The following is a 19,908-nucleotide window of genomic DNA, read 5'->3' on the forward strand; positions in this document are numbered from 1 at the left end:
TTCAACAAACGCTTTGATGTTCTCTATGGATGGAGAAAGGTTAATAAGCAACGTTAAAACGTATTCAACAAACGCTTTGATGTTCTCTATGGATGAAAGAACGTTAATAAACAACGTTTTTGTTTGTAGTGAGGACTAAAGTCCTTACTACGAACTTAAATATGCTAGTTGCTTGACATTTTCACCGTCTCTTTAGAGCGGTGAGAATGTCAACTTCTGAAAAATCTGCCATGCTGAAATTACCTTTCCTTGCATGAGTGCAGCAACTCCATTCAAAGCTTGAATCTCTTTGACATTGGGGTTTTTAACCAAACTCGGTTGTAGAGATTTTTCAGCTGCGCTAGGCTGCCAATTATATAGTTGGACAAATGCTAAATATGCCCAAGCATAAGGATTTTCTGAGTCTAGCTGAGTGACTTTTTCTAAAGCTGCTGTTGCACCATTGACTCTTTTTTGCAACACATTTGCTAAAGCCAAAGCATAAGCCGAATCGCGGTTTTGCGAAACATGCTGCAATCGATATTGCAAACTCAATCGCGCCTGTTCCAAATAATCTTGGATGGGATCGTATTGATTGATACGTCCAATTTCCGCAAATAATTGCTCCAATGCTTTTGTACCTTGTGGTAAGGTTGCTGCTAATCTCTGCAATTGTGTAATTAAATCCAGTTCGGGTGCTGTTGCAGGAGCGGCTTGTTGATCGATTTTTAGAGTCACTTTTGGCACAGGTATTGGGTAAGTTTCGCCAGTAATTCGATTGAGGTAAGTAGCCTCTAAAGTATAGTCTCCCGGTGCAATTTCAGCAGGTGGTAACATTGCTGTCCTTTCTGTGACTTGGAACGTACCTTGGGCTTTGTTTGCACCTGCGTATAAATTTCCCATACCAATACCGTGATCATGTGTCCATAATCTTTCTCCTCCTGGAGAAGTTTGGGAAGTGAGGTTTTTCCAAGTAAGTAATACTATTCCATTTTGCAGTTCTTCCCAAGCACCATTCCACTGATAACTTACAGGTACTGGGATTCCTGGCGGTGCTGTTTGTGGTACTGTGACTTGTAACAAAGCAATCTTCGCTTGTGGTTGGTTTGGGGAAATTGCTTTGACTTCTATTGTTGGTGTTTTTTGATGATAAAGATTTATAGTACCGCCATCTGCAACCCAAGATTTCTGAAGTTGGAAATTGCCATCTTGCTCTATAGTTTTAACCATGAGAGCTTGGGCTTTGGGAACTGAGCCTTGTTTGCCAGTTTTGGTAAGGAACCATCCAAGCGATCGCACATCCTGTTTAACAAATTTCTTTTTGGTTCCTACCTGTCGTCCATAAACTTGGGAATTTGCCAGTCTCCCATAGTAATTTAAATTATATTGGTTGATTTTTTTGGTTGATGGCAAGACTCCTAATGTGGAACGTAAATATGGTTCTGTGGTAATAATCTGGGCAATGATCTGGCGATGAGGTAACTCCTGTTTCATATTAGGGTAATGCTGGGCATCAGGACTCAAAGCTAATTTCAGCCAATCACCAACAAAACCACCAATTGGAAACAAATTAAACAGCATTAAAAGCACAGCTAAACCAAAAGTACCCCAACGAATACGCCGTCCCCACAGACTGCGAAAGCGAGTTAATCCGTATGCTAAAAATACTGAGAATACGGGTAAATAAGGTAATACGTATCGTGGGTCTTTATTTGGGTTCAAAGATGAAAGTAAGTAAGCACCTATGAAAAAGATTGCTAGCCATTTAAGTGAGGGTAAAGGGGATGTCTTGCTACGCAGATGATCTGACGCAGGGAATTTTGTGCTATCCCTGTCTTCTACTGAGCGTCCCCAATACAGTAGCAATGCAAATATCGGTATAACTAATAACGGTAAGGAAACATGTTCTGGCAATTGTTGCCAATAATAAGTCCAAGCTTGCAGTGTATTCAGGGGTGCATCACCTTCAGCGATCGCAGAATCTATCGTTGCTCGTTTGCCAGATGTAATAATCAGTAACCAATTGGTACGATACCAGGGACTAAACACTAATACTGACAAACATAAAGCCCCAACTAATTGCACCAACTGTTTCCAACACCGTTGACGAAAAGCCCCAAATGCTATCCATACTATTGGTGTCAGCAGAAAAAATAGCGCTGTCTGCTTCACCATCAGTGCTAAACCCAAGGATAATCCAAAAATTGCTGCCAATAGAAGAGGGTGGGGAGATGGGGAGTGATGTAGAGACGCGCCATGGCGCGTCTGGGAGTGTGGGGAGGTGGGGAGGATAATTTTTGACTTTTGAGGATTGACTTTTGAGGATTGACTTTTGAGGATTGACTCTTCAAATTTGAGTTTCCAAAGGGTGAGACAAAAAAAACTGAGAGTGACGACAGCTGCGAGGGGATAATCGAGGAGAAAATCTAAGCGTAAGATATAAAGAGCAGGTATGACTTGACAAATTGCAGCAGCCCACAAACCTACAACTTCGCTAAATAATATTGCACCTAATCCATAGACTGAGCCTAACAAAATAGCACTGAAAAACAGCATCATCAATGCAGCTTGATCTGGTCCAGTGCCAAAAATATTTTGGACAATAGCCCCAATAATGTAAGTTAAGGGAGGGATTTTAGACGATAGCATCCAAAAATTTTGCCACCACTGGCTATCCCACCATTGGGGATGCTGCAATGCTTGCCAATAAATCAAAGTACCAGTTAAATAATCTGCTTGATCCCAAGCTGGAACAGAATTGTCTAAACCAAACCAGATGCGATCGCACGCTGCACCCAATAGCCAAATAATACCGAGTATCAGTAAGTATTTAAACTGTTTGCGCTGATATTTTGCATGACTCATGAATCAGGAACATCTCAATGGTTATTTCACCTTGGTGTCTTAGTGTTTCAAAAGTTAATTTATTAAGCACCAAGACACCAAGATACAACACGATGGTTATCGATATAATTTAACCAATCGATTTTTCCATGACCACTCTGTGTAGTGCTGCTTCTTGTTGTTGAAAGAATAACCAAGAAATGGGAAAAAAAGTCATGTAGCGATTAAAAATTTCCAGATCGACTAACTCTAATGCTCGGTGTTGGTTTTCACTCAACCTTTGATACCATGCTCGTAAAGTTGGTTTGTAATCGTGAACTGAGTCATGGGTAATTTTAAAGCCGACTTTCTTAGCAGTTTCAATATGAACAGAGTGCATGACCAAAAGAGAACCTGGGAAAAATAACTGTACCATTACCATCGAAGCGGGATATGGTTCACGTTCAAGGGAAAAGAACTGATGTACTGCGAGTCCTCCAGGAACTAGAGCGTCGTATATTTTTTTGTAAACTTTCTCTATTTCTTCAGGTCTGACATGCTCTAGAGATCCAATTGAGAGAATACGATCATAAGATGCTTGCTGAAAAGGAGCAGTAATAAAGTTAGTTAAACAGACGTTTAAACCTAATTGTGTTTGAGCATAGGCTAATTGCTCTCTGGATAAAGTAAAGCCAGTTAACTCACCAGAGTGTCCTGCATCCTGAAGATATCTCAGCATAGCACCCCAGCCGCATCCTAAATCCAAGATCCTCTCGCTTCCATGCAAGTTCAACAGTCTCATGAGATACGCAGCTTTGTTTGCTTGCGCTTCTTCCAAGGTTTGGCGATCGCTTAAAAAGTCGGCGCAGCTGTAAAATCTGTATTTATGATCGAGAAATAAAGCATAGAAATCATTTGATATATCGTAGTGAGCTGCAATTCCGCTTGAATGCTCACATTTAAGCATAAAATCCAGATATGCTTTTCTTATTGGCTCTGGAGGATAAGCTTTCGCCAACCACTCAATTAAAGATGATTTTGGCTGAGTCCAAAATTTCCAGTTCTCTGTTGCTTCTAAAGGAACTGGCGAATGAATTCTGTAGTTCGCGATCGCATAAAGTAAACCACGAGCAATGAGATCTGAGGTGAACTGAGATAATCTCTGCGACTCAATCATTATTTATTGTGGGTTCACAAACTCCAAATAACCATGACTCAGTTCTTTTACTGCTAACTCATAAAACTGCTGCCCATGTTCTGGTGTTGCTAAGGCTGGATTTGATCCCATCCTACCATCTGGGTAATGTTGACGAAAATCTTTTGCACCATAAATTCTGTGTCCTTTCCCAACTTCTGAACAAAGGGGTGCTTGCTTAATCGCTTCTGGATAAACAAATTGAGTTACAGCTACTTCACTTGGCGTTGCATGGGAACCTTCTTGATCCCCGTATAATTCTTTGGCTAGCTTAAATACCGAACTGCACATAAACCAGTTAGCGACTTGACATTGCACATTTTGAGCATTGGGAATGTGCAAATCTTCTAAATGTGCATAAGTTTCTGAAAAAGCTGCTTTGAGGGTAGCGATATTGCCGCCGTGTCCGTTGATAAAGTAGAACTTGGTAAAACCTGCTTTCGCTAAACAAGTGATGTAATCTCGCACAACTAGAATCATTGTGCTGGGACGCAAACTGATTGTACCGGGAAAAGCTGTATGATGCAGTGCCATGCCAACATTGATTGTAGGTGCAACTATGGCTTGGGTTGCTTCGCCGACACCACGAGCGATCGCTTCTGCACTAATCGCATCTGTACCAATTAATCCTGTCGGTCCATGTTGTTCTGTAGAGCCAATCGGGAGAATAATACCCTGAGATTTTTGTAAGTATGCTTCGACTTCTTGCCAAGTACTCAGATGCAATAACATTTTTGATTGTTGGTTGTGGGTTTTTTGTTATTCTAACCACTAAGGGACTTGCTACTAACCCCTAACCACTAACCATTTGTTGAGTGCTTTGTATGCTCGAATGCTTTCAACAGTAGGATTGAATATCTTCTCCACATTGGTCTACTAAATAACACAAAGCCCGAAAACGCAATCCTACAAATTGGTCATAGAGTGGGTTTAACTTACACATGGGCGGAATATGGGCTACCGTGCGACCGAATAAAATAATATCTCGTTCAAAGGGACACTGGGCGGGGATCAATTTAGCGATAAATTTTGCCAATTTCTGATTTTGAATATCAAATGAATCGAGCCATTGACGTAATGGTTGTAGGAAATCAGATTGAGACTTGCTCAATTGATGTTTAATTTCTGATTGATTTTTTTCTGCATTGTGATTAACAAAAACTGAGAAAACAATATTTTTAGTGCTAGTTCCAAGCATAATAATTACCCTTCCATTTCATGGATGATTTATTGCTTTATCTATTTATATTGACGCTTAATCAGTCGTTAATAACTGTTCAGCTAAATACAAAATAACAAAAAAAACCTTAAGAGTTTTATTTTGCTGTTATTGATTTTTAATCGCGGATATATCTATTACCTATATCGAATGTAATTTAATTACTAACTATCCAACATTATCTAGAGATGTAAGTTTATGGAAAAAGTCTGAATTTTACTCCTTCTTTGGCTAGATTACACTAGGCAGATCCTTTTGCCAATACTGAATTTTAGAGTATTTACTCTCATGCAAAATGTTACTGCGGTTACAAAAGTTTATGACTAACATCCCTAATGGTAGTAATTATATTTATTAATAAGATTAAGTAATTATTAAAAATAAACTAATTTATATAAAATTCTGAACAAATCTTTCTCAGGAAGTGTGTCCACTAAGTAGTGTCTGAAAAAGGTTATGGGCAATCAAAATAGTTTTCCCTGCTGTATCCTGAGTTTTTTATTTACTACCCCCTTCGGGGCGGGTGTAAGGGTGTGGGGTGTAGGGTGTAGGGTGTAGGGGGGAAGAATCTAGTCCCGAAGCCTCTTTTTAAGCCTCGCCCCTTGTGGGCGAAAAAATCTTTGCATTCCGAGGAAGGTTGAAACCCCACACTCTTTGTGGGTGGCTTATTCCCCTACACCCCACACCCTACACCCCACACCCACACCCCACACCCTTACACCCTGTTCATTCCTACACCCCTATACCCGGCTTGGTTATTACAATCTCTGCGCGTCTGGTGCGTCAGAGCCTCAGTTTCAATAAAATGAGAAATGAAATATAAATTCATTTGTTGGCTGCGTAAATATCTAATTCACACAGGATGAATACACAAGGACTAAATGAAGAGAAGAGAAAATTATGACTTCACAAACTTTACAGCAAATAGATCAGGGTAAAGCAGAAGCCTTTGCTCAAGGAATGTTGGGTATTCTCAATAGTGGCGCGATCGCCTTAATGGTTTCCATCGGTCATCGTACTGGACTGTTCGACACCTTAGCAAAGTTACCAGCATCTACACCTGAGCAAATAGCAGACAGTGCTGGATTGAATGAAAGATATGTACGTGAATGGTTAGGATCAATGGTGACAGGTGGTATTGTTGAATATGATCAGCGCGATCGCACTTACTACTTGCCTCCAGAACACAGCTTGTTCTTAACACGCTCTGCTGAGATGAATATTGCAGCAACGGTTCAATTTATTCCAATCTTAGCAATAGTTGAAGACCAGATCATTGAATGTTTTTACAAGGGCGGAGGAGTTCCCTATTCAGCTTATAAGCGCTTCCATCAAGTAATGGCAGAAGAAAGCGATCAAACAGTGGTAGGGGCTTTGCTTGATCATATTCTTCCCCTTGTCCCAGGTTTAATGGAAGCATTGCAAGCAGGAATTGATGTACTAGATGTTGGTTGCGGAAGTGGTCATGCTATGAATATGCTGGCACAAACATTTCCCCAAAGCCGATTTACAGGCTATGACTTTTCCAATGAAGCGATCGCCACAGCTAGAAATGAAGCCCAAAAACTTGATTTAAACAACGTTCAGTTTCAGGTTAAAGACGCCGCAACCATAGACGAAATTGACCGATACGATCTAATTACAACCTTTGATGCTATCCATGATCAGGCAAAACCTGATGTTGTGTTAAGTGCGATCGCTCAAGCATTGCGTCCTGATGGTACATACCTCATGCAGGATATTCGTGCTTCTAGTTATGTTGAGGGCAATCTTGAGCATCCTGCTGGTCCTTTTCTTTATACTATCTCTTGTATGCATTGTATGACAGTTTCCCTAGCCATGAATGGGGCTGGACTCGGTGCTGTTTGGGGTGAAGAAAAAGCCCTAGAAATGTTAGAGGAAGCAGGCTTTAAAAATGTTGAAGTCAAACGCCTCGATCATGATTTACAAAATAACTACTACATCGTCAAAAAAACTAGTTTGTAGCTGTAGTGAGGTATTACAGGAATTATGTGTAAACTATGTGCGCTAAGTTTGCGTTATCAACAACCTAGTTCTGGTAACTCGCAACTACCTAATCTCAAGCAATTTTCTTCTCTGATTGCTAACAAACAACCCACACCTCGACCAAATAAGACATCTGAGAAAGTTAAAAATTAGTACTCGATTTCTCTGATGTTGAGCTTTTACTCCAGTTCTAGACATAAAATATCAACCATACAATAACCCCGCTCAGTTACAAGCGGGGTTTTGTAAAGTTATTTTGCTAAATTTTTAATCTATTTTAGTCTTAAAACAAACTCATCAACGTAATCACACTGGCACTGGTCAACATGACTAATGCTCCCATAACCAAAGACTGATTCAGTTGATTTGGAGTTTTTGAATCGTTCATTTTGTATGATCCCTGATTTTTTAAGGATTCTATTAACGATATCAAAATGAGTATATTTATCCATCAAAACATGGTAAAACTTAAAATAGCGTTACTTATCTTAGTAAAACCAAAGGTGAATACTAACTCCTAAGTCATTAGTCATTATTTAATTATTTGTCATCTTCCAACCCTAAAACCCAGGCAAAATAATTACCTGATATCCGACCAATATACGTGTCTTTTTTATTGTAAAATAATTCTTAAGAAAGCTACGGAACTGTTTGACTAAAAAATAACCATGACCATTTCCACAGTATCTAGGAACCAAATCGCCGATTTAGACTTGGAACAATTGAATCAGAAGTATGAGAACGCTCATCCAAGCGAAATCTTGGCATGGTCTGTTGAGAATGTTCCCACAAAACTGGTACAAACGAGTGCTTTTAATGTTGATGACATGCTGATCACGGATATTCTGTACCGTGAACTCAAGCATCCAGTACCTGTGATATTTCTCGATACCCTGTTTCATTTTCCCGAATCTTTGGAATTGGTCGAAAAAGCCAAACAAGTTTACGATCTGAATCTGAAACTTTACAAAATCCCTGATGTAGATACCCGCGAAGCTTTTACAGCCAAATATGGTGATGAACTCTGGGATAAAGATATTGCTAAATTCCACCACCTCACGAAAATAGAACCTTTGCAACGAGGTCTAGCAGAACTAGATACTGTTGCTTGGATTACCGGACGCCGCCGTGACCAGGCTGCAACCCGTGCTAACATGCCCATATTTGAAATTGACGGCAATGGCCGGATGAAAATTAATCCTCTAGCGAATTGGACACGCGAAAAAACTTGGGGTTACGTCGCAGAACATGGGGTAATTTATAATCCTCTCCATGACAAAGGTTATCCCAGTATTGGCGATGAACCAATCACAACCCCAGTCGCAGACGGTGAAGACGAACGCGCTGGACGCTGGCGTGGTTTTGGGAAGACTGAGTGTGGAATTCATATTTAATTATTTGTCATTTGTCATTAGTTCTTAGTCATTTGTAATTAGAGTATTAAACAAAGGACCCTTACGGGTTCGCCAGTCGCTCATGGGGGAGACCCCCAAGACCGCGCTGGCTCACAAATGACTAATGACCAAGGATAAATATGATTAAAATCCTCCATCTTTCAGATATCCACATGGGAAGCGGTTTCTCCCACGGACGTATTAATCCTGAGACAGGTTTAAATACGCGATTAGAGGATTTTGTCAAGACTCTATCTCATTGTATTGACCAAGCTCTCACGGAACCTGTGGATTTGGTCATTTTTGGTGGTGATGCTTTTCCTGATGCGACACCACCACCTTATGTCCAGGAAGCTTTTGCTGGTCAGTTTCGCCGTCTTGTAGATGCTCACATTCCCACAGTATTGTTAGTGGGGAACCATGACCAACATTCCCAAGGTCAGGGCGGAGCAAGTTTGTGTATTTACCGCACTTTAGGTGTCCCAGGAATTGTAGTAGGTGATACTTTGCGTACTCACCATATCCACACCCGTAATGGTCTTATCCAAGTTATTACCCTACCTTGGTTGACCCGTTCTACGTTGATGACTCGCCAAGAAACTGAAGGTTTATCTTTAAGCGAAGTACATCAACTACTTGTTGAACGTTTGCAAGTTGTTTTAGAAGCAGAAATTCGTCGTCTTGATCCCAATGTACCAACAATTCTTTTGGGTCACTTGATGGCTGATAATGCTAGTTTTGGGGCTGAACGTTTTTTGGCAGTTGGTAAAGGTTTTACAATTCCCTTATCAATGTTGGTGCGACCCTGTTTTGATTATGTAGCTTTAGGACATGTCCATCGTCACCAGAGCTTGAATAAATCCAATAACCCACCAGTGATTTATCCAGGAAGTATTGAACGGGTGGACTTTAGTGAAGAGAAGGAAGAAAAAGGCTATGTAATGGTCGAGTTGGAACGCTTTAGCGCTAAATGGGAATTTAACCCTTTACCTGCGCGGGTTTTCCACACAATTGAGGTGGATGTCTCAAAAGCAGAAGATCCACAAGCCGCTATTATGAAAGCGATCGCCAAGTATAATATTGACGATGCAGTGATCAGACTAATTTACAAACTTCGTTCTGAACAATTGGATATAATTGATAACGCTGCACTCCACAAACTATTAACTCCAGCTCATACCTACACCATTCAACCAGAATTAGTCAGTCAATTAGCTAGACCTCGCGTCCCCGAATTAAGCGCTAGTAATAGTATTGATCCTATAGAAGCACTCAGAACATACCTAAACAACCGCGAAGATTTAAAAGATATAGCAACATCGATGCTGGAAGCAGCTCATAAATTGCTAGCTGTGGATGAAGACTGGGTAGAACCCATTTCTGGAGAGGAAAACAGCAATCAAATTAATCAGGTGACATTAGATAATGCAGACAATACAGAGCATCAGTTACGGTTAATTTAACTAGTTCATCGGTTGTCATAATTAATGCGTCTTTAGGCTTGATTTCGTCGTTGATCTAGGTGCTGTTGATGCAATTGTGGAAAATTTTCTAAGTCCTCTATCGTTTGAGGGGCTGGAAAAATTACAGCATCATCAGATGTGAACCGATCCAAATATATTTGAAAGGCTTCCTCGTCTTCTCTATGTTCAAGGATATATTTACGTAATTCACCACGGGTCATTGACATAAAATCAGGTTTACTCATACATACCTCCATTTCCCGTTTGAGTAATTTCTATTTTTGACTAATCCGTCACCCTTGGGGATACTCAACTACAAACATTTCTCTACACAAAGACCAAAATGTGGTGTTAGTCTGAGGTATTAAAATCTACACACCCTTAGTCTTCTGTGTAACTCTTGATTCTATGTCTAAGTTTGTCTGTGCAACTTTAATCGCAACCGCTCTACTTTTACCGTCAGCCAATAATTACAAACCTGCTTTTGCTGGTACTTGTGCTTCCAAGTGTGGCCCTCGTCCGATTCAATTTTCACCTGGTCAACGCATCCAAGTTAAAGTTATAAATCGTACGCCAAGGGTGTTGATTATACAGAAGCCCTCTAGTACTAATCCCATTCCTTTACAACCAGGACAAGAACTACAGATTAATCAGGGAGATGGTACAGAGCCAAATGTATCTTTATTATTTTGGGATGACACTGGTTTACCATTAAAGGCAAATATTTCAAAGTTAAATTTTGCGACATTGGGAGTAGAACTGCGTCCAAATTGGTATGCTCCTGGCGATCGCGCCATTTATATTCTTGATGATGGACGAGTTGACGTGTTGTGAAGCTGGAGTGTATGAGATATTAGTGATGACTCCTAATTGCAATTGTGCTAGACCAATTCCCAACTACAGCAACAAAAACCCGTCGGCGTTTACCTAATCAACGTTGGCAAATTTACCCGCAGAAAATAGAATTAGCACAGAACCTGGCAAAGGCGACTAATTTACCGTCTTTGCTCAATCAGCTGCTAATTAATCGCGGTATTGAAACCCTTGAAGAAGCACAAGCTTTTTTAAATTCTGAGTCAATAAATCTACCTTCGCCTTTACAAGAATTTCCAGATCTTGCAGTTAGTTTAGAGTTGTTGCAAACTTGTATTACCTGTAAAGAGAAAATAGCCATCTGTGGGGATTATGATGCCGATGGAATGACTAGCACCGCTTTACTATTACGTAGTTTACGCTGGTTAGGTGCCGAGGTAAATTACGCCATTCCTAGTCGGATGCATGAAGGCTATGGCATCAATAAACGAATTGTAGAAGAATTTTACAATGAAGGTGTTAAACTAATTCTAACAGTTGATAATGGGATCTCTGCGTTTGAACCCATTGCTAGAGCCAAAGAACTTAATCTACAAGTAATAGTCACCGATCACCACGACATTCCGCAACAATTACCCCCAGCCAACGCTATTCTCAACCCAAAGTTACTACCAGAATCTTCGATTTATCGTGGTGTAGCTGGTGTGGGTGTTGCCTATATTTTAGCAATTTCTTTAGCTCAACAGCTAGGACAAGCTAATAGTGGCATTATCAGACCAATGCTGGAACTGTTTACCCTGGGAACCATTGCTGATCTCGCTCCCTTAACTGGAGTAAATCGCCGTTGGGTAAAACGTGGTTTGCTGCAATTACCTAAATCGCAACTAGCAGGAATACAAGCGTTGATTCAGGTGTCGGGAGTTGGGGGTCGGGGATTGGGGATTGGGGAAAGGGGACACGGGGGACACGGGGGACAAGGAGGACAAGATAAGGGACAAGGGGAAATTACCAATTCTCAATTCCCGAATCCAAAATCCATAGACGCGATCGCGGCTTCTCCAAGAGTAGTCCAAAATCCAAAATCGCTAAAGCCTGAAGATATTGGGTTTCGGCTTGGACCACGGATTAATGCTATTGGTAGGATTGGTGATCCCCAAATTATGATTGAGTTACTCACTACAGATGATATGGGGATTGCTTTAGAAAAAGCGATGCAGTGTGAGCAAATCAATCAGCATCGTCAACAGATGTGTGAACAAATTGAACAAGAAGCGATCGCAATTGTAGAGACGTCACATGTAACGTCTCTACAGGAAGATCGGGTTTTGGTTGTTGTGCAACCCAACTGGCATCATGGTGTAATTGGTATTGTCGCCTCTCGCTTGGTAGAACGCTATGGTGTTCCTGTGTTCATTGGTACTTACGAAGATGACAAGCAAATTCGCGGTTCTGCACGGGGAATCCCAGAGTTTCATGTTTTTGAAGCTTTAGAATATTGCCAAGACTTACTAGGTAAATTTGGAGGACACAAAGCCGCAGGTGGATTTTCTTTACCTGCTGAAAATTTAGTAGCACTGCGATCGCGTTTGGTGGAATTCGCTAACCAATGTCTAGAAATTCAGCACCTGAAACCACTCCTCAAAATTGATGCTGAAGCTAACCTCAACCAAATTAACCAAGAACTCTATCAACAACTACACGCTTTAGAACCCTGTGGTATCGATAACCCCAATCCAGTATTTTGGACTGCTAACGTGCAAGTCATTGAACAGCAAACCGTTGGTAAAGGTCATATTAAGCTAACAGTTGCCCAAACCATTGACCAACAACAATTTAAAATTAAAGCGATCGCTTGGCGCTGGCGCGATTATTTTCCCCTACCGCAACGAATAGATATTGCTTATAAACTGCGAGAAAATCATTTTAATGGCAACACCAGTATTGAGTTAGAACTAGTCGGTGCAAGAGTTTCTAGTCATTCGTATGCGCCGTTTACTTCTGACACCACTTTATCAAAAGCTGCTTTTGAGTACAATCACCGTCAGTATACCTGTGGGATTTATCAAAATGGTTCTTTACCAGAATTAAGAATTAAAAATCCCAATGGTAAAGTTTTAGCTATTGAACAGGGAAAAACAGTCGGTTTGCTAGGTAATAATCGTCAAGATGCCAAAGAAGTTGACATCTCACAACTACACTATGATGCCATTATTCAAGCAGCACTCAGGGCTTTAGGGACTTGTGACATACTCCCACACTGACTGCAAGCAGTACAGTGTGGGCTTCTCAACCAATCCGGCTATATATACTGCGCGCGGAGGCGTTGAGCTTTGTTTTAAGTCCACGGAATGCCCTAGGATGTAGGGGTATCTACAAGATTCCCCCAGGTGGCTTCTTGAAGCGTAGAAGTGGGGGATCTGGATGTCTCGATTTTCACAAATCAGATAGGATTGCTATACATTGCTATAGTTATATTTAAGATTTATAAGATAAGTTTTATGCCAGATAATTTAATGTACCAGCAAGATCATTTTGTTGTTTTAGAAACAAATCAAGAGGAACAATTTCTGACTGCATCAGAATTATTAGAAAAACTAACAGACGTTCTCCAGCAACTCAATCCTCAAGATTTACCACCAGATCTGCGTTCTTTGGATTCTATTGAACAAAAAGCTAAATATTTGCTTGACACAAGTTGTGAACTAAATGTTGGTCTTGGACAATATTTACAATGGTATGCAGTTCGCTTGGAAAAATGAATTTTACTCAAAAGTCAATGATTAATTGTCAAAATTCTTGACAATTGATCATTGACAATTGACTATTCTTTATCTGCAATCAGCGTTAGTTCAATAATGTCTTCTGCTGGTTGTGTGATTTTTACATCTACTCCAGGACCAAAGTAATTGACCATTTTCTCTTGTTTTTGCTGCCACGCATCAATTGGGATGACTGACGAATCAAATTCTAATATCAAGGTATAATTTCCGTTGATTTCTTCTTCTCGTAAACCAGTGATCGCTGGTAGTTCTTGATCTGAAGAAGTCAAACCTAAGTAGGATAAAGCACGGTCAAAATGAACATCTTGACCGTAGCAATAACGAGTTAGATCTTGGCGAATTTTATTTTGAGTCAGAGTTGCTTGCTGCTGGCGTAACGCCAAAACAGTTGGCGTAGTAGCTTGACTGAAGGGTACGGGTTTGAGTTCATTAGCTTTCAGGGCCAATCCTCCCAACAACAACGGAATCCCGTAAAAAAATCCCACGAGATTGAGAGTCGCATTATCGTTAGCATAGGCGATGAAGCCGATGATGGTTAAGATACCACCGATGGTTAAACCCAGTGTTCCCAAAGAAACTTGGCGTAACATGACTTAATTTTTAATATTTTTTCTTAGCACTAGTTTTATTATCATCTGCGATCGCCAACAGATTAGGGAAAAGGATAGTTAAAAGTATCTGTTTTTTTGAGTTAACTTTGAATTTGAACATATTCCTAAACAGAAGCAAAAAATTATGGATGCACAAACCATTAAAGAACGAATCGCCCAAATTCAAAGCAAGCGCGAGTATCTAATGAGTTTACTGGAGCAACCAAACTTGGGAACTTTAAAAATAGACGTGAATCAAGCTTTGGAAGAAATGGATGAGTTAATCGATGAATATAGACGCACCTTTCCAGATACAGAATTTTAATTAAGCTCGATCCCTTGGACAATAGTCTTACAACAAGGGTATGAAAAATCGACCACCGATGCACACTGATGGTTCATTGGTTTGCTGCTTAGTAAATACCTGTTCCCTGATCCCTTAAAACAAAAACAACGATATCGGTAGTAACCAATTATTCCAGTTCTACCGATTTATTTTCCATTGCTTCCAAGTTTTTCAACTCCCAAATGAGGAATTTCAGTAATTTCAACAATTTTGTCTGTATCCTTTATCCAGCAATCGTACCATTAATGCTCCCTTGCCCTAGTTGCCTAACTAAGGAAACTAGTTCGGTAGTAGGTACATCTTTTTTACAAACAGCGTCTAAACAAGCTCTTGCTTTTCCTTCAACAAGTTTAGAGTCATCCACTGATGAGTAGGCAATAATCTGAGTATTAGGAGCAATAGCTTTAATTTCACTAGACGCACTCCAGCCATCCATAACTGGCATTTGCAAGTCCAGAATAATTACATCAGGCTTGTGCCGCTTAACCATTTCTATGGCTTCTTGACCGTTACTAGCTAAACCTACAACTTGAATATTCTCTTGAGTAGACAATATTAACTGTAAAGTTAAGCGAGTCAGTTCATGGTCATCAACCACTAGAACGCGCAAGGTAGAAGACTCACAAGACAACATTAACATCCAAGGAAACTATAAAGTTAATGCACAACAACCTTTATAGTTTATGAGAATCACTACAAAAACTAACTCTATCCTATGGTTGAATAAATTCAATTTTTTCCAAGATGAGATATGAATATTTATTAATATTAATTTTTACCAACAAAGTTGTGTAACTACTTGTCAGGATAAACATAACTCTTTGTTGAATTCATTAAGTTTGAGGCGATCGCTTGTGTATTTAAAGCCATAGACATGAGAGTTTTTTGCGAACTAGCTTCTGGACAATCTTCACCAGGACGCCTTTGAATGTATCTGCCATCTGCTTGTAACTCCCAGGCTTGGCGATTATCTGCTAACATAATGCCTAAAATTTCCTGCAAATCTTTAGCAATATCTGGATCTAAAATGGGGGTAATTACTTCTACTCTTCGATCCAAGTTCCGGGGCATCCAATCGGCACTGCCAATATAGATTTCCTCTTGACCATTATTATAGAAATAAAAAATCCGGGAGTGTTCTAAAAACCGACCGACAATACTAATAACGCGAATGTTTTGGCTAATGTCTTTGAGTCCAGGACGTAAACAGCAAATACCCCGCACAATTAAGTCGATTTGCACACCGAGGCGGGAAGCTTTGTAAAGTTCAGAGATGATTTGTGGATCAACAAGGGAGTTCATTTTGGCAACAATGCGCCCAGAAAATCCTTTTTGAACATTTTCAATTTCTCTTTGGATCAATCCAGTAAAGCGATCGCGTAAATTTACAGGTGCAACTAACAATTGACGATAAGACTTTTGCCGTGAGTATCCTGTCAAGAAATTGAATACATCTGTCACATCTGCTCCCAACTCTTCTTGACAAGTAAACAATCCCAAGTCTGTATATAAGCGTGCTGTTTTGGGGTTATAATTACCAGTGCCAATATGAACGTAGCGACGGATACGGTCTTGCTCACGCCGCACAACCATGACAATTTTAGAGTGGGTTTTCAAACCTACTAAACCGTAAACTACGTGAACTCCAACGCTTTCTAAACGTTTTGCCCAGTAAATATTATTCTCTTCATCAAACCGCGCTTTCAGTTCTACCAATACAGATACTTGCTTGCCATTTTCCGCAGCAGCAATTAAGGCATTCACGATTGGTGAATCACCAGAGGTACGATAAAGAGTCATCTTAATTGCTAAAACATTCGGATCATGGGCAGCACTGGTAATAAAGCGTACCACTGACGTCGAAAAAGATTGATAGGGATGGTGTATAAGTAAATCTCGTTCTCGAATCACAGCAAAAAAATCTTTGCCTTCTTCTATTTCTAAGGCTTCGGAGGCGAGATTTATTTCCCGAATACGTTGCAGACGAGGAGGTACAACAGACTGCCAAGGAGGATCTTTTAGTTCTACTGGGACACTCAAAGACATAAAATACATTAAGTCGCTTAGTCCCAAAAGACCATCTACGTCATAGACATCACTTTCGGTTAATTCCAAATCTTGCAACAATCGATTGCGGATGAATTCAGGAGTTTGGGATTGAATTTCTAATCGAACAGGATTACCACCGACTCGCCTTTTTCGCAATTCTTGCTCTATAAAAAGTAGCAAATCGTCGGCTTCATCTTCTTCTAGTCCCAAATCAGCATCACGAGTAATGCGGAAGGGATGATATTCTTGAATGTTCATCCCTGGAAATAGGGATTCTAAATTATGAGCGATCGCCTGTTCTAAGGGTACACCAGTCCACAGAGCAGGTTTGCCATGACGTTGAATTCCTAACTCTGACGGTAAAGGTAAAAATCGTGGTAAAACTTTCGGGACTTTAACTCTGGCAAAAAATTCTTCTTCAGTTTCGGGATTTTTAACTACAACTGCTAAATTTAAACTGAGATTAGAAATGTAGGGAAAAGGATGGCTAGGGTCAACAGCTAAGGGAGTGATAACGGGAAATATTTGTTCTTCAAAGTAGTTGTCTAAATATTTACGCTGTTTTTCTGTCAAATCTATATAATCCAAAATATGGATGTCGTGATTTGCTAATACTGGTCGTAGTACTTCCTCAAAATGTTGATGTTGTTGAGCTACTAGAGGACGCAGGGAAAAACTAATATCATCTAACTGTTGTTGTGGTGTGCGACCATCAAAACTTAATTGGCTAACTTTTGCTTCTACTTGTTGCTTTAAAACTGCAACGCGCACCATAAAGAACTCATCTAAGTTGGAACTGAAGATAGCCAAAAACTTGAGACGTTCTAAAAGGGGCGTACGTGAGTCTAGAGCTTCATGCAACACTCTACTGTTGAACTCTATCCAACTTAGTTCACGATTTAAGTAATATTGTGTATCGTTAAAATTAATTTGTTGATTGCTGGTCTTTTTAGATTTTGGCATGATCACCTAACCACAGGCAAGTGTAGCCTATACAAGTAAAATTGAAATCGACTCATCCAGTATCACAACTTGAGAAATTATCCTGACAAGCTTTTACTTTGATGAGCGGATAAGTCAATCTTGACATTTCTTGGGGCTAAAAGCCACAGAGATTATTAGTTAAGTTAATCTACTTAGCTAAAGTCAAACTACAGTGTTATCTATCACGTGACTGGGTTTTTTAGTGGTTGATGAAGTAGACTCCATGATGTACGTACATCAGGGTGAATAAAAACATAACTCTTCTTACACTTCTATACCCCAACACGGTTGGTGTTAAGGCTGTAAATCATTTCATGAAGGCAGAAGGCAGGAGGCAGAAGGCAGAAGGGAACCCACGTCTAAAAACGTGGGATTGAAACAAGGATGCCGTATTTCATCGCGCTACGCATCTCGAAATACATTTTCTTCCTTAGTGGGCTTTATACCCACAACTAAAGTTCTAATTGATACTTCTTGCCTTCTGCCTTCTGCCCTCGACCCTCTGCCTTTCTTTGTAAATTAAGCATTGTTCCCAAGCATGGAAATTGAGTGTAGTGCATCTCAAAGATTTCTCGTTGGTGTGTCCTGATATACAAAGTGGTGACCTGCTTAAAGCAATCGAGACGGCGATTCCAGCAACGACCAGGGGCAAACTAAACTGTTTAGTTTGCCCCTGGTCGCAGCTTCCGTAACACTACCCCTATTTGGATCGACCTGAAAGTAAAACGGTATCAGTGCCCAACTTCTACATTTTCGAGAATGCCGAGTGCGTCAGGGATAAGTACGGCTGTAGAGTAGTAAGCACTCACTAAGTAGGAAATGATCCCCTTGTCATTGATACCCATAAGCCGTACAGACAAACTCGGTTGGTATTCATCAGGGATACCTGTTTTGTGTAGACCTACCACCCCTTGGTCTTCTTGTCCGACACGGAATACCAAAATAGAGCTAGTACCCTCCCTGGTGATCGGAATTTTGTTACAAGGAAAAATCGGATAGTTGCGCCATGCAGGTACAATCTTTCCGTTGACCTCCGTGCTTGGGGAATAAACTCCACGACGGTTACACTCCCGACCAAAAGCAGCGATCGCACGAGGGTGAGCTAAGAAAAAACGAGATTTGCGCCGCCGAGAGAGCAATTCGTCGAGGTCATCTGGAGTCGGTGGACCGGTGCGGGTAAAGATGCGTTGCTTGAGATCGGCATTGTGCAACAACCCGAAATCAGGATTATTAAGCATTTCATATTCTTGCCGTTCCCGCAACGCTTCAATAGTCAGCCGTAATTGTTCCTCCGTCTGGTTCATCGGTTCGTTGTAGAGGTCAGCAACTCGTGTATTCACCCGTAAAATGGTTTGAGCGACGCTTAACTCATACTCCCGTGGACTCACGTCGTAATCAACAAATGTCCTGGGTAACTCAGTTTCCTGACTGTGACCTGCGGTTATGGCGATCGGCGCTTGATTATACTTATCCTTTGGTTTTCTCAAAATAGCTCTAAAGCGATCAATCTGAGTTTGCAACGCTTCAGACTGATTCATTAACTCCCGAAACGCCTGTATTGGCAAAGACAAAACTATGCACCGCGTAACGGCTCTGAGGCTAACATCCCAAGTATCCTGAGACAGAACTATAGCTTGATCGCCAAAATGAGCGCCATCAGATAAGATAAAGACATCCTGTAAAGCTTCCGCCTCATACTTTCCTGCCTTCAACTTATTAACTTTACCATGAGCAATTAATAACACCTGGTCAGCTGGTTGACCTTGCTGTACAATCACCTCACCAGGAGCAAATTCTTGTTGCACAAACCTGTCTGCCAAGGCGTTGAGTACCTCAATATCCTCAAATCCACGCAGTAAAGGTAGTTCGCAAAGTGTTTGGGGAATGACCCGCACCTGGGTTCCTGTATTGATAAAGCTGACTCGTCCATCGCCGACATTATAAGTCAAGCGACGGTTAACCCGATAGGTCCCACCCGTGACTTCTACCCAAGGCAACATCTGTAACAACCACCTGGGGGTAATGCCCTGCATCTGGGGCAGAGTTTTCGTGATTTCGGCTAAATTCCGCGCCCCTTCCGTGCTTAAGCTCATCTGGGATTGCCTGTTTTCTTGGTCTAAATCTGGCCTAATCGAAACACCTGTCATAAAGTTAACGTTCTATGTGACTAAATTTACAAAATAAGGGAACAGGCAACAGGAATTTCTGGTATAAAAAACTTCAGTCGTGGATCGAAAACCCACTTAAAAAAAAGATGTTTTACTCT

The 19,908-nt window shown here is 40.7% G+C and carries 17 protein-coding genes; 8 read left to right on the forward strand and 9 right to left on the reverse strand.

The window, feature by feature from the left end; all coding sequences use genetic code 11:
* Window positions 1-192: 192 nt before the first annotated feature.
* From AC5JMK_RS18540 to AC5JMK_RS18555, 4 genes are all read right to left on the reverse strand, one after another.
* Window positions 193-2,844: a phospholipid carrier-dependent glycosyltransferase gene (locus tag AC5JMK_RS18540; RefSeq protein ID WP_495910765.1), complete on the reverse strand. Its 2,652-nt coding sequence runs from the start codon at window positions 2,842-2,844 to the stop codon at window positions 193-195.
* A 109-nt stretch (window positions 2,845-2,953) separates the two neighbouring features.
* Window positions 2,954-3,979, reverse strand: coding sequence for an SAM-dependent methyltransferase (locus AC5JMK_RS18545; RefSeq protein WP_495910766.1), 1,026 nt, complete (start codon window positions 3,977-3,979; stop codon window positions 2,954-2,956).
* A 3-nt stretch (window positions 3,980-3,982) separates the two neighbouring features.
* The gene (locus AC5JMK_RS18550) at window positions 3,983-4,729 is read right to left on the reverse strand and encodes a creatininase family protein (RefSeq protein WP_495910767.1); all 747 of its coding nucleotides are present in this window, start codon (window positions 4,727-4,729) and stop codon (window positions 3,983-3,985) included.
* 106 nt (window positions 4,730-4,835) lie between these two features.
* The gene (locus AC5JMK_RS18555; RefSeq protein ID WP_096676490.1) at window positions 4,836-5,195 is read right to left on the reverse strand and encodes a Mo-dependent nitrogenase C-terminal domain-containing protein; all 360 of its coding nucleotides are present in this window, start codon (window positions 5,193-5,195) and stop codon (window positions 4,836-4,838) included.
* Window positions 5,196-6,116: 921 nt separating this feature from the next.
* Between AC5JMK_RS18555 and AC5JMK_RS18560 the strand changes: the two genes are divergently transcribed.
* The 4 genes from AC5JMK_RS18560 (at window position 6,117) to sbcD (ending at window position 10,080) form a co-directional block, all read left to right on the forward strand.
* Window positions 6,117-7,202 carry a methyltransferase domain-containing protein gene (locus tag AC5JMK_RS18560; protein WP_495910768.1) on the forward strand — a complete coding sequence of 362 codons (1,086 nt, stop codon included), beginning with the start codon at window positions 6,117-6,119 and terminating at the stop codon, window positions 7,200-7,202.
* 24 nt (window positions 7,203-7,226) lie between these two features.
* The gene (locus tag AC5JMK_RS18565; protein ID WP_495910769.1) at window positions 7,227-7,376 is read left to right on the forward strand and encodes a hypothetical protein; all 150 of its coding nucleotides are present in this window, start codon (window positions 7,227-7,229) and stop codon (window positions 7,374-7,376) included.
* Window positions 7,377-7,891: 515 nt separating this feature from the next.
* Window positions 7,892-8,617 carry a phosphoadenosine phosphosulfate reductase gene (gene cysH / locus AC5JMK_RS18570; protein ID WP_096676489.1) on the forward strand — a complete coding sequence of 242 codons (726 nt, stop codon included), beginning with the start codon at window positions 7,892-7,894 and terminating at the stop codon, window positions 8,615-8,617.
* A gap of 140 nt (window positions 8,618-8,757) precedes the next feature.
* On the forward strand, window positions 8,758-10,080 hold the full coding sequence (gene sbcD / locus AC5JMK_RS18575) for an exonuclease subunit SbcD (protein ID WP_495910770.1): 1,323 nt from the start codon (window positions 8,758-8,760) through the stop codon (window positions 10,078-10,080).
* Window positions 10,081-10,112: 32 nt separating this feature from the next.
* Here sbcD and AC5JMK_RS18580 read toward each other — a convergent pair whose 3' ends face one another.
* Window positions 10,113-10,325, reverse strand: a complete 213-nt coding sequence (locus AC5JMK_RS18580; RefSeq protein WP_495910771.1) for a DUF6887 family protein — start codon at window positions 10,323-10,325, stop codon at window positions 10,113-10,115.
* Window positions 10,326-10,488: 163 nt separating this feature from the next.
* Between AC5JMK_RS18580 and AC5JMK_RS18585 the strand changes: the two genes are divergently transcribed.
* From AC5JMK_RS18585 to AC5JMK_RS18595, 3 genes are all read left to right on the forward strand, one after another.
* Window positions 10,489-10,914, forward strand: a complete 426-nt coding sequence (locus tag AC5JMK_RS18585; RefSeq protein ID WP_096676485.1) for a hypothetical protein — start codon at window positions 10,489-10,491, stop codon at window positions 10,912-10,914.
* A 44-nt stretch (window positions 10,915-10,958) separates the two neighbouring features.
* Window positions 10,959-13,154 (forward strand): single-stranded-DNA-specific exonuclease RecJ, encoded by a 2,196-nt coding sequence (locus AC5JMK_RS18590; protein ID WP_495910772.1) that lies wholly within the window; start codon window positions 10,959-10,961, stop codon window positions 13,152-13,154.
* Between the two features lie 237 nt (window positions 13,155-13,391).
* The gene (locus AC5JMK_RS18595; protein ID WP_096676483.1) at window positions 13,392-13,652 is read left to right on the forward strand and encodes a CRR7 family NDH-1 assembly protein; all 261 of its coding nucleotides are present in this window, start codon (window positions 13,392-13,394) and stop codon (window positions 13,650-13,652) included.
* 62 nt (window positions 13,653-13,714) lie between these two features.
* Here AC5JMK_RS18595 and AC5JMK_RS18600 read toward each other — a convergent pair whose 3' ends face one another.
* Window positions 13,715-14,263: a DUF2854 domain-containing protein gene (locus tag AC5JMK_RS18600; protein WP_096676482.1), complete on the reverse strand. Its 549-nt coding sequence runs from the start codon at window positions 14,261-14,263 to the stop codon at window positions 13,715-13,717.
* Window positions 14,264-14,408: 145 nt separating this feature from the next.
* On the opposite strand from AC5JMK_RS18600, the gene AC5JMK_RS18605 reads away from it, so the two are divergent.
* Window positions 14,409-14,588 (forward strand): hypothetical protein, encoded by a 180-nt coding sequence (locus tag AC5JMK_RS18605; RefSeq protein WP_096676481.1) that lies wholly within the window; start codon window positions 14,409-14,411, stop codon window positions 14,586-14,588.
* Between the two features lie 244 nt (window positions 14,589-14,832).
* Here the strand turns inward: AC5JMK_RS18605 and AC5JMK_RS18610 are convergent, their stop codons facing one another.
* The 3 genes from AC5JMK_RS18610 to AC5JMK_RS18620 all read right to left on the reverse strand — a co-directional run bounded on the left by AC5JMK_RS18610 (window position 14,833) and on the right by AC5JMK_RS18620 (window position 19,735).
* Window positions 14,833-15,249 (reverse strand): response regulator, encoded by a 417-nt coding sequence (locus AC5JMK_RS18610; protein ID WP_495910773.1) that lies wholly within the window; start codon window positions 15,247-15,249, stop codon window positions 14,833-14,835.
* Window positions 15,250-15,404: 155 nt separating this feature from the next.
* Window positions 15,405-17,621, reverse strand: a complete 2,217-nt coding sequence (gene ppk1 / locus AC5JMK_RS18615) for a polyphosphate kinase 1 (protein WP_096676479.1) — start codon at window positions 17,619-17,621, stop codon at window positions 15,405-15,407.
* A gap of 752 nt (window positions 17,622-18,373) precedes the next feature.
* Complete coding sequence (locus AC5JMK_RS18620) at window positions 18,374-19,735, reverse strand: family 2B encapsulin nanocompartment shell protein (RefSeq protein WP_495910774.1); 1,362 nt, start codon at window positions 19,733-19,735, stop codon at window positions 18,374-18,376.
* Window positions 19,736-19,908 lie beyond the last annotated feature (173 nt).

It is taken from the genome of Pelatocladus sp. (genome assembly GCF_059505505.1).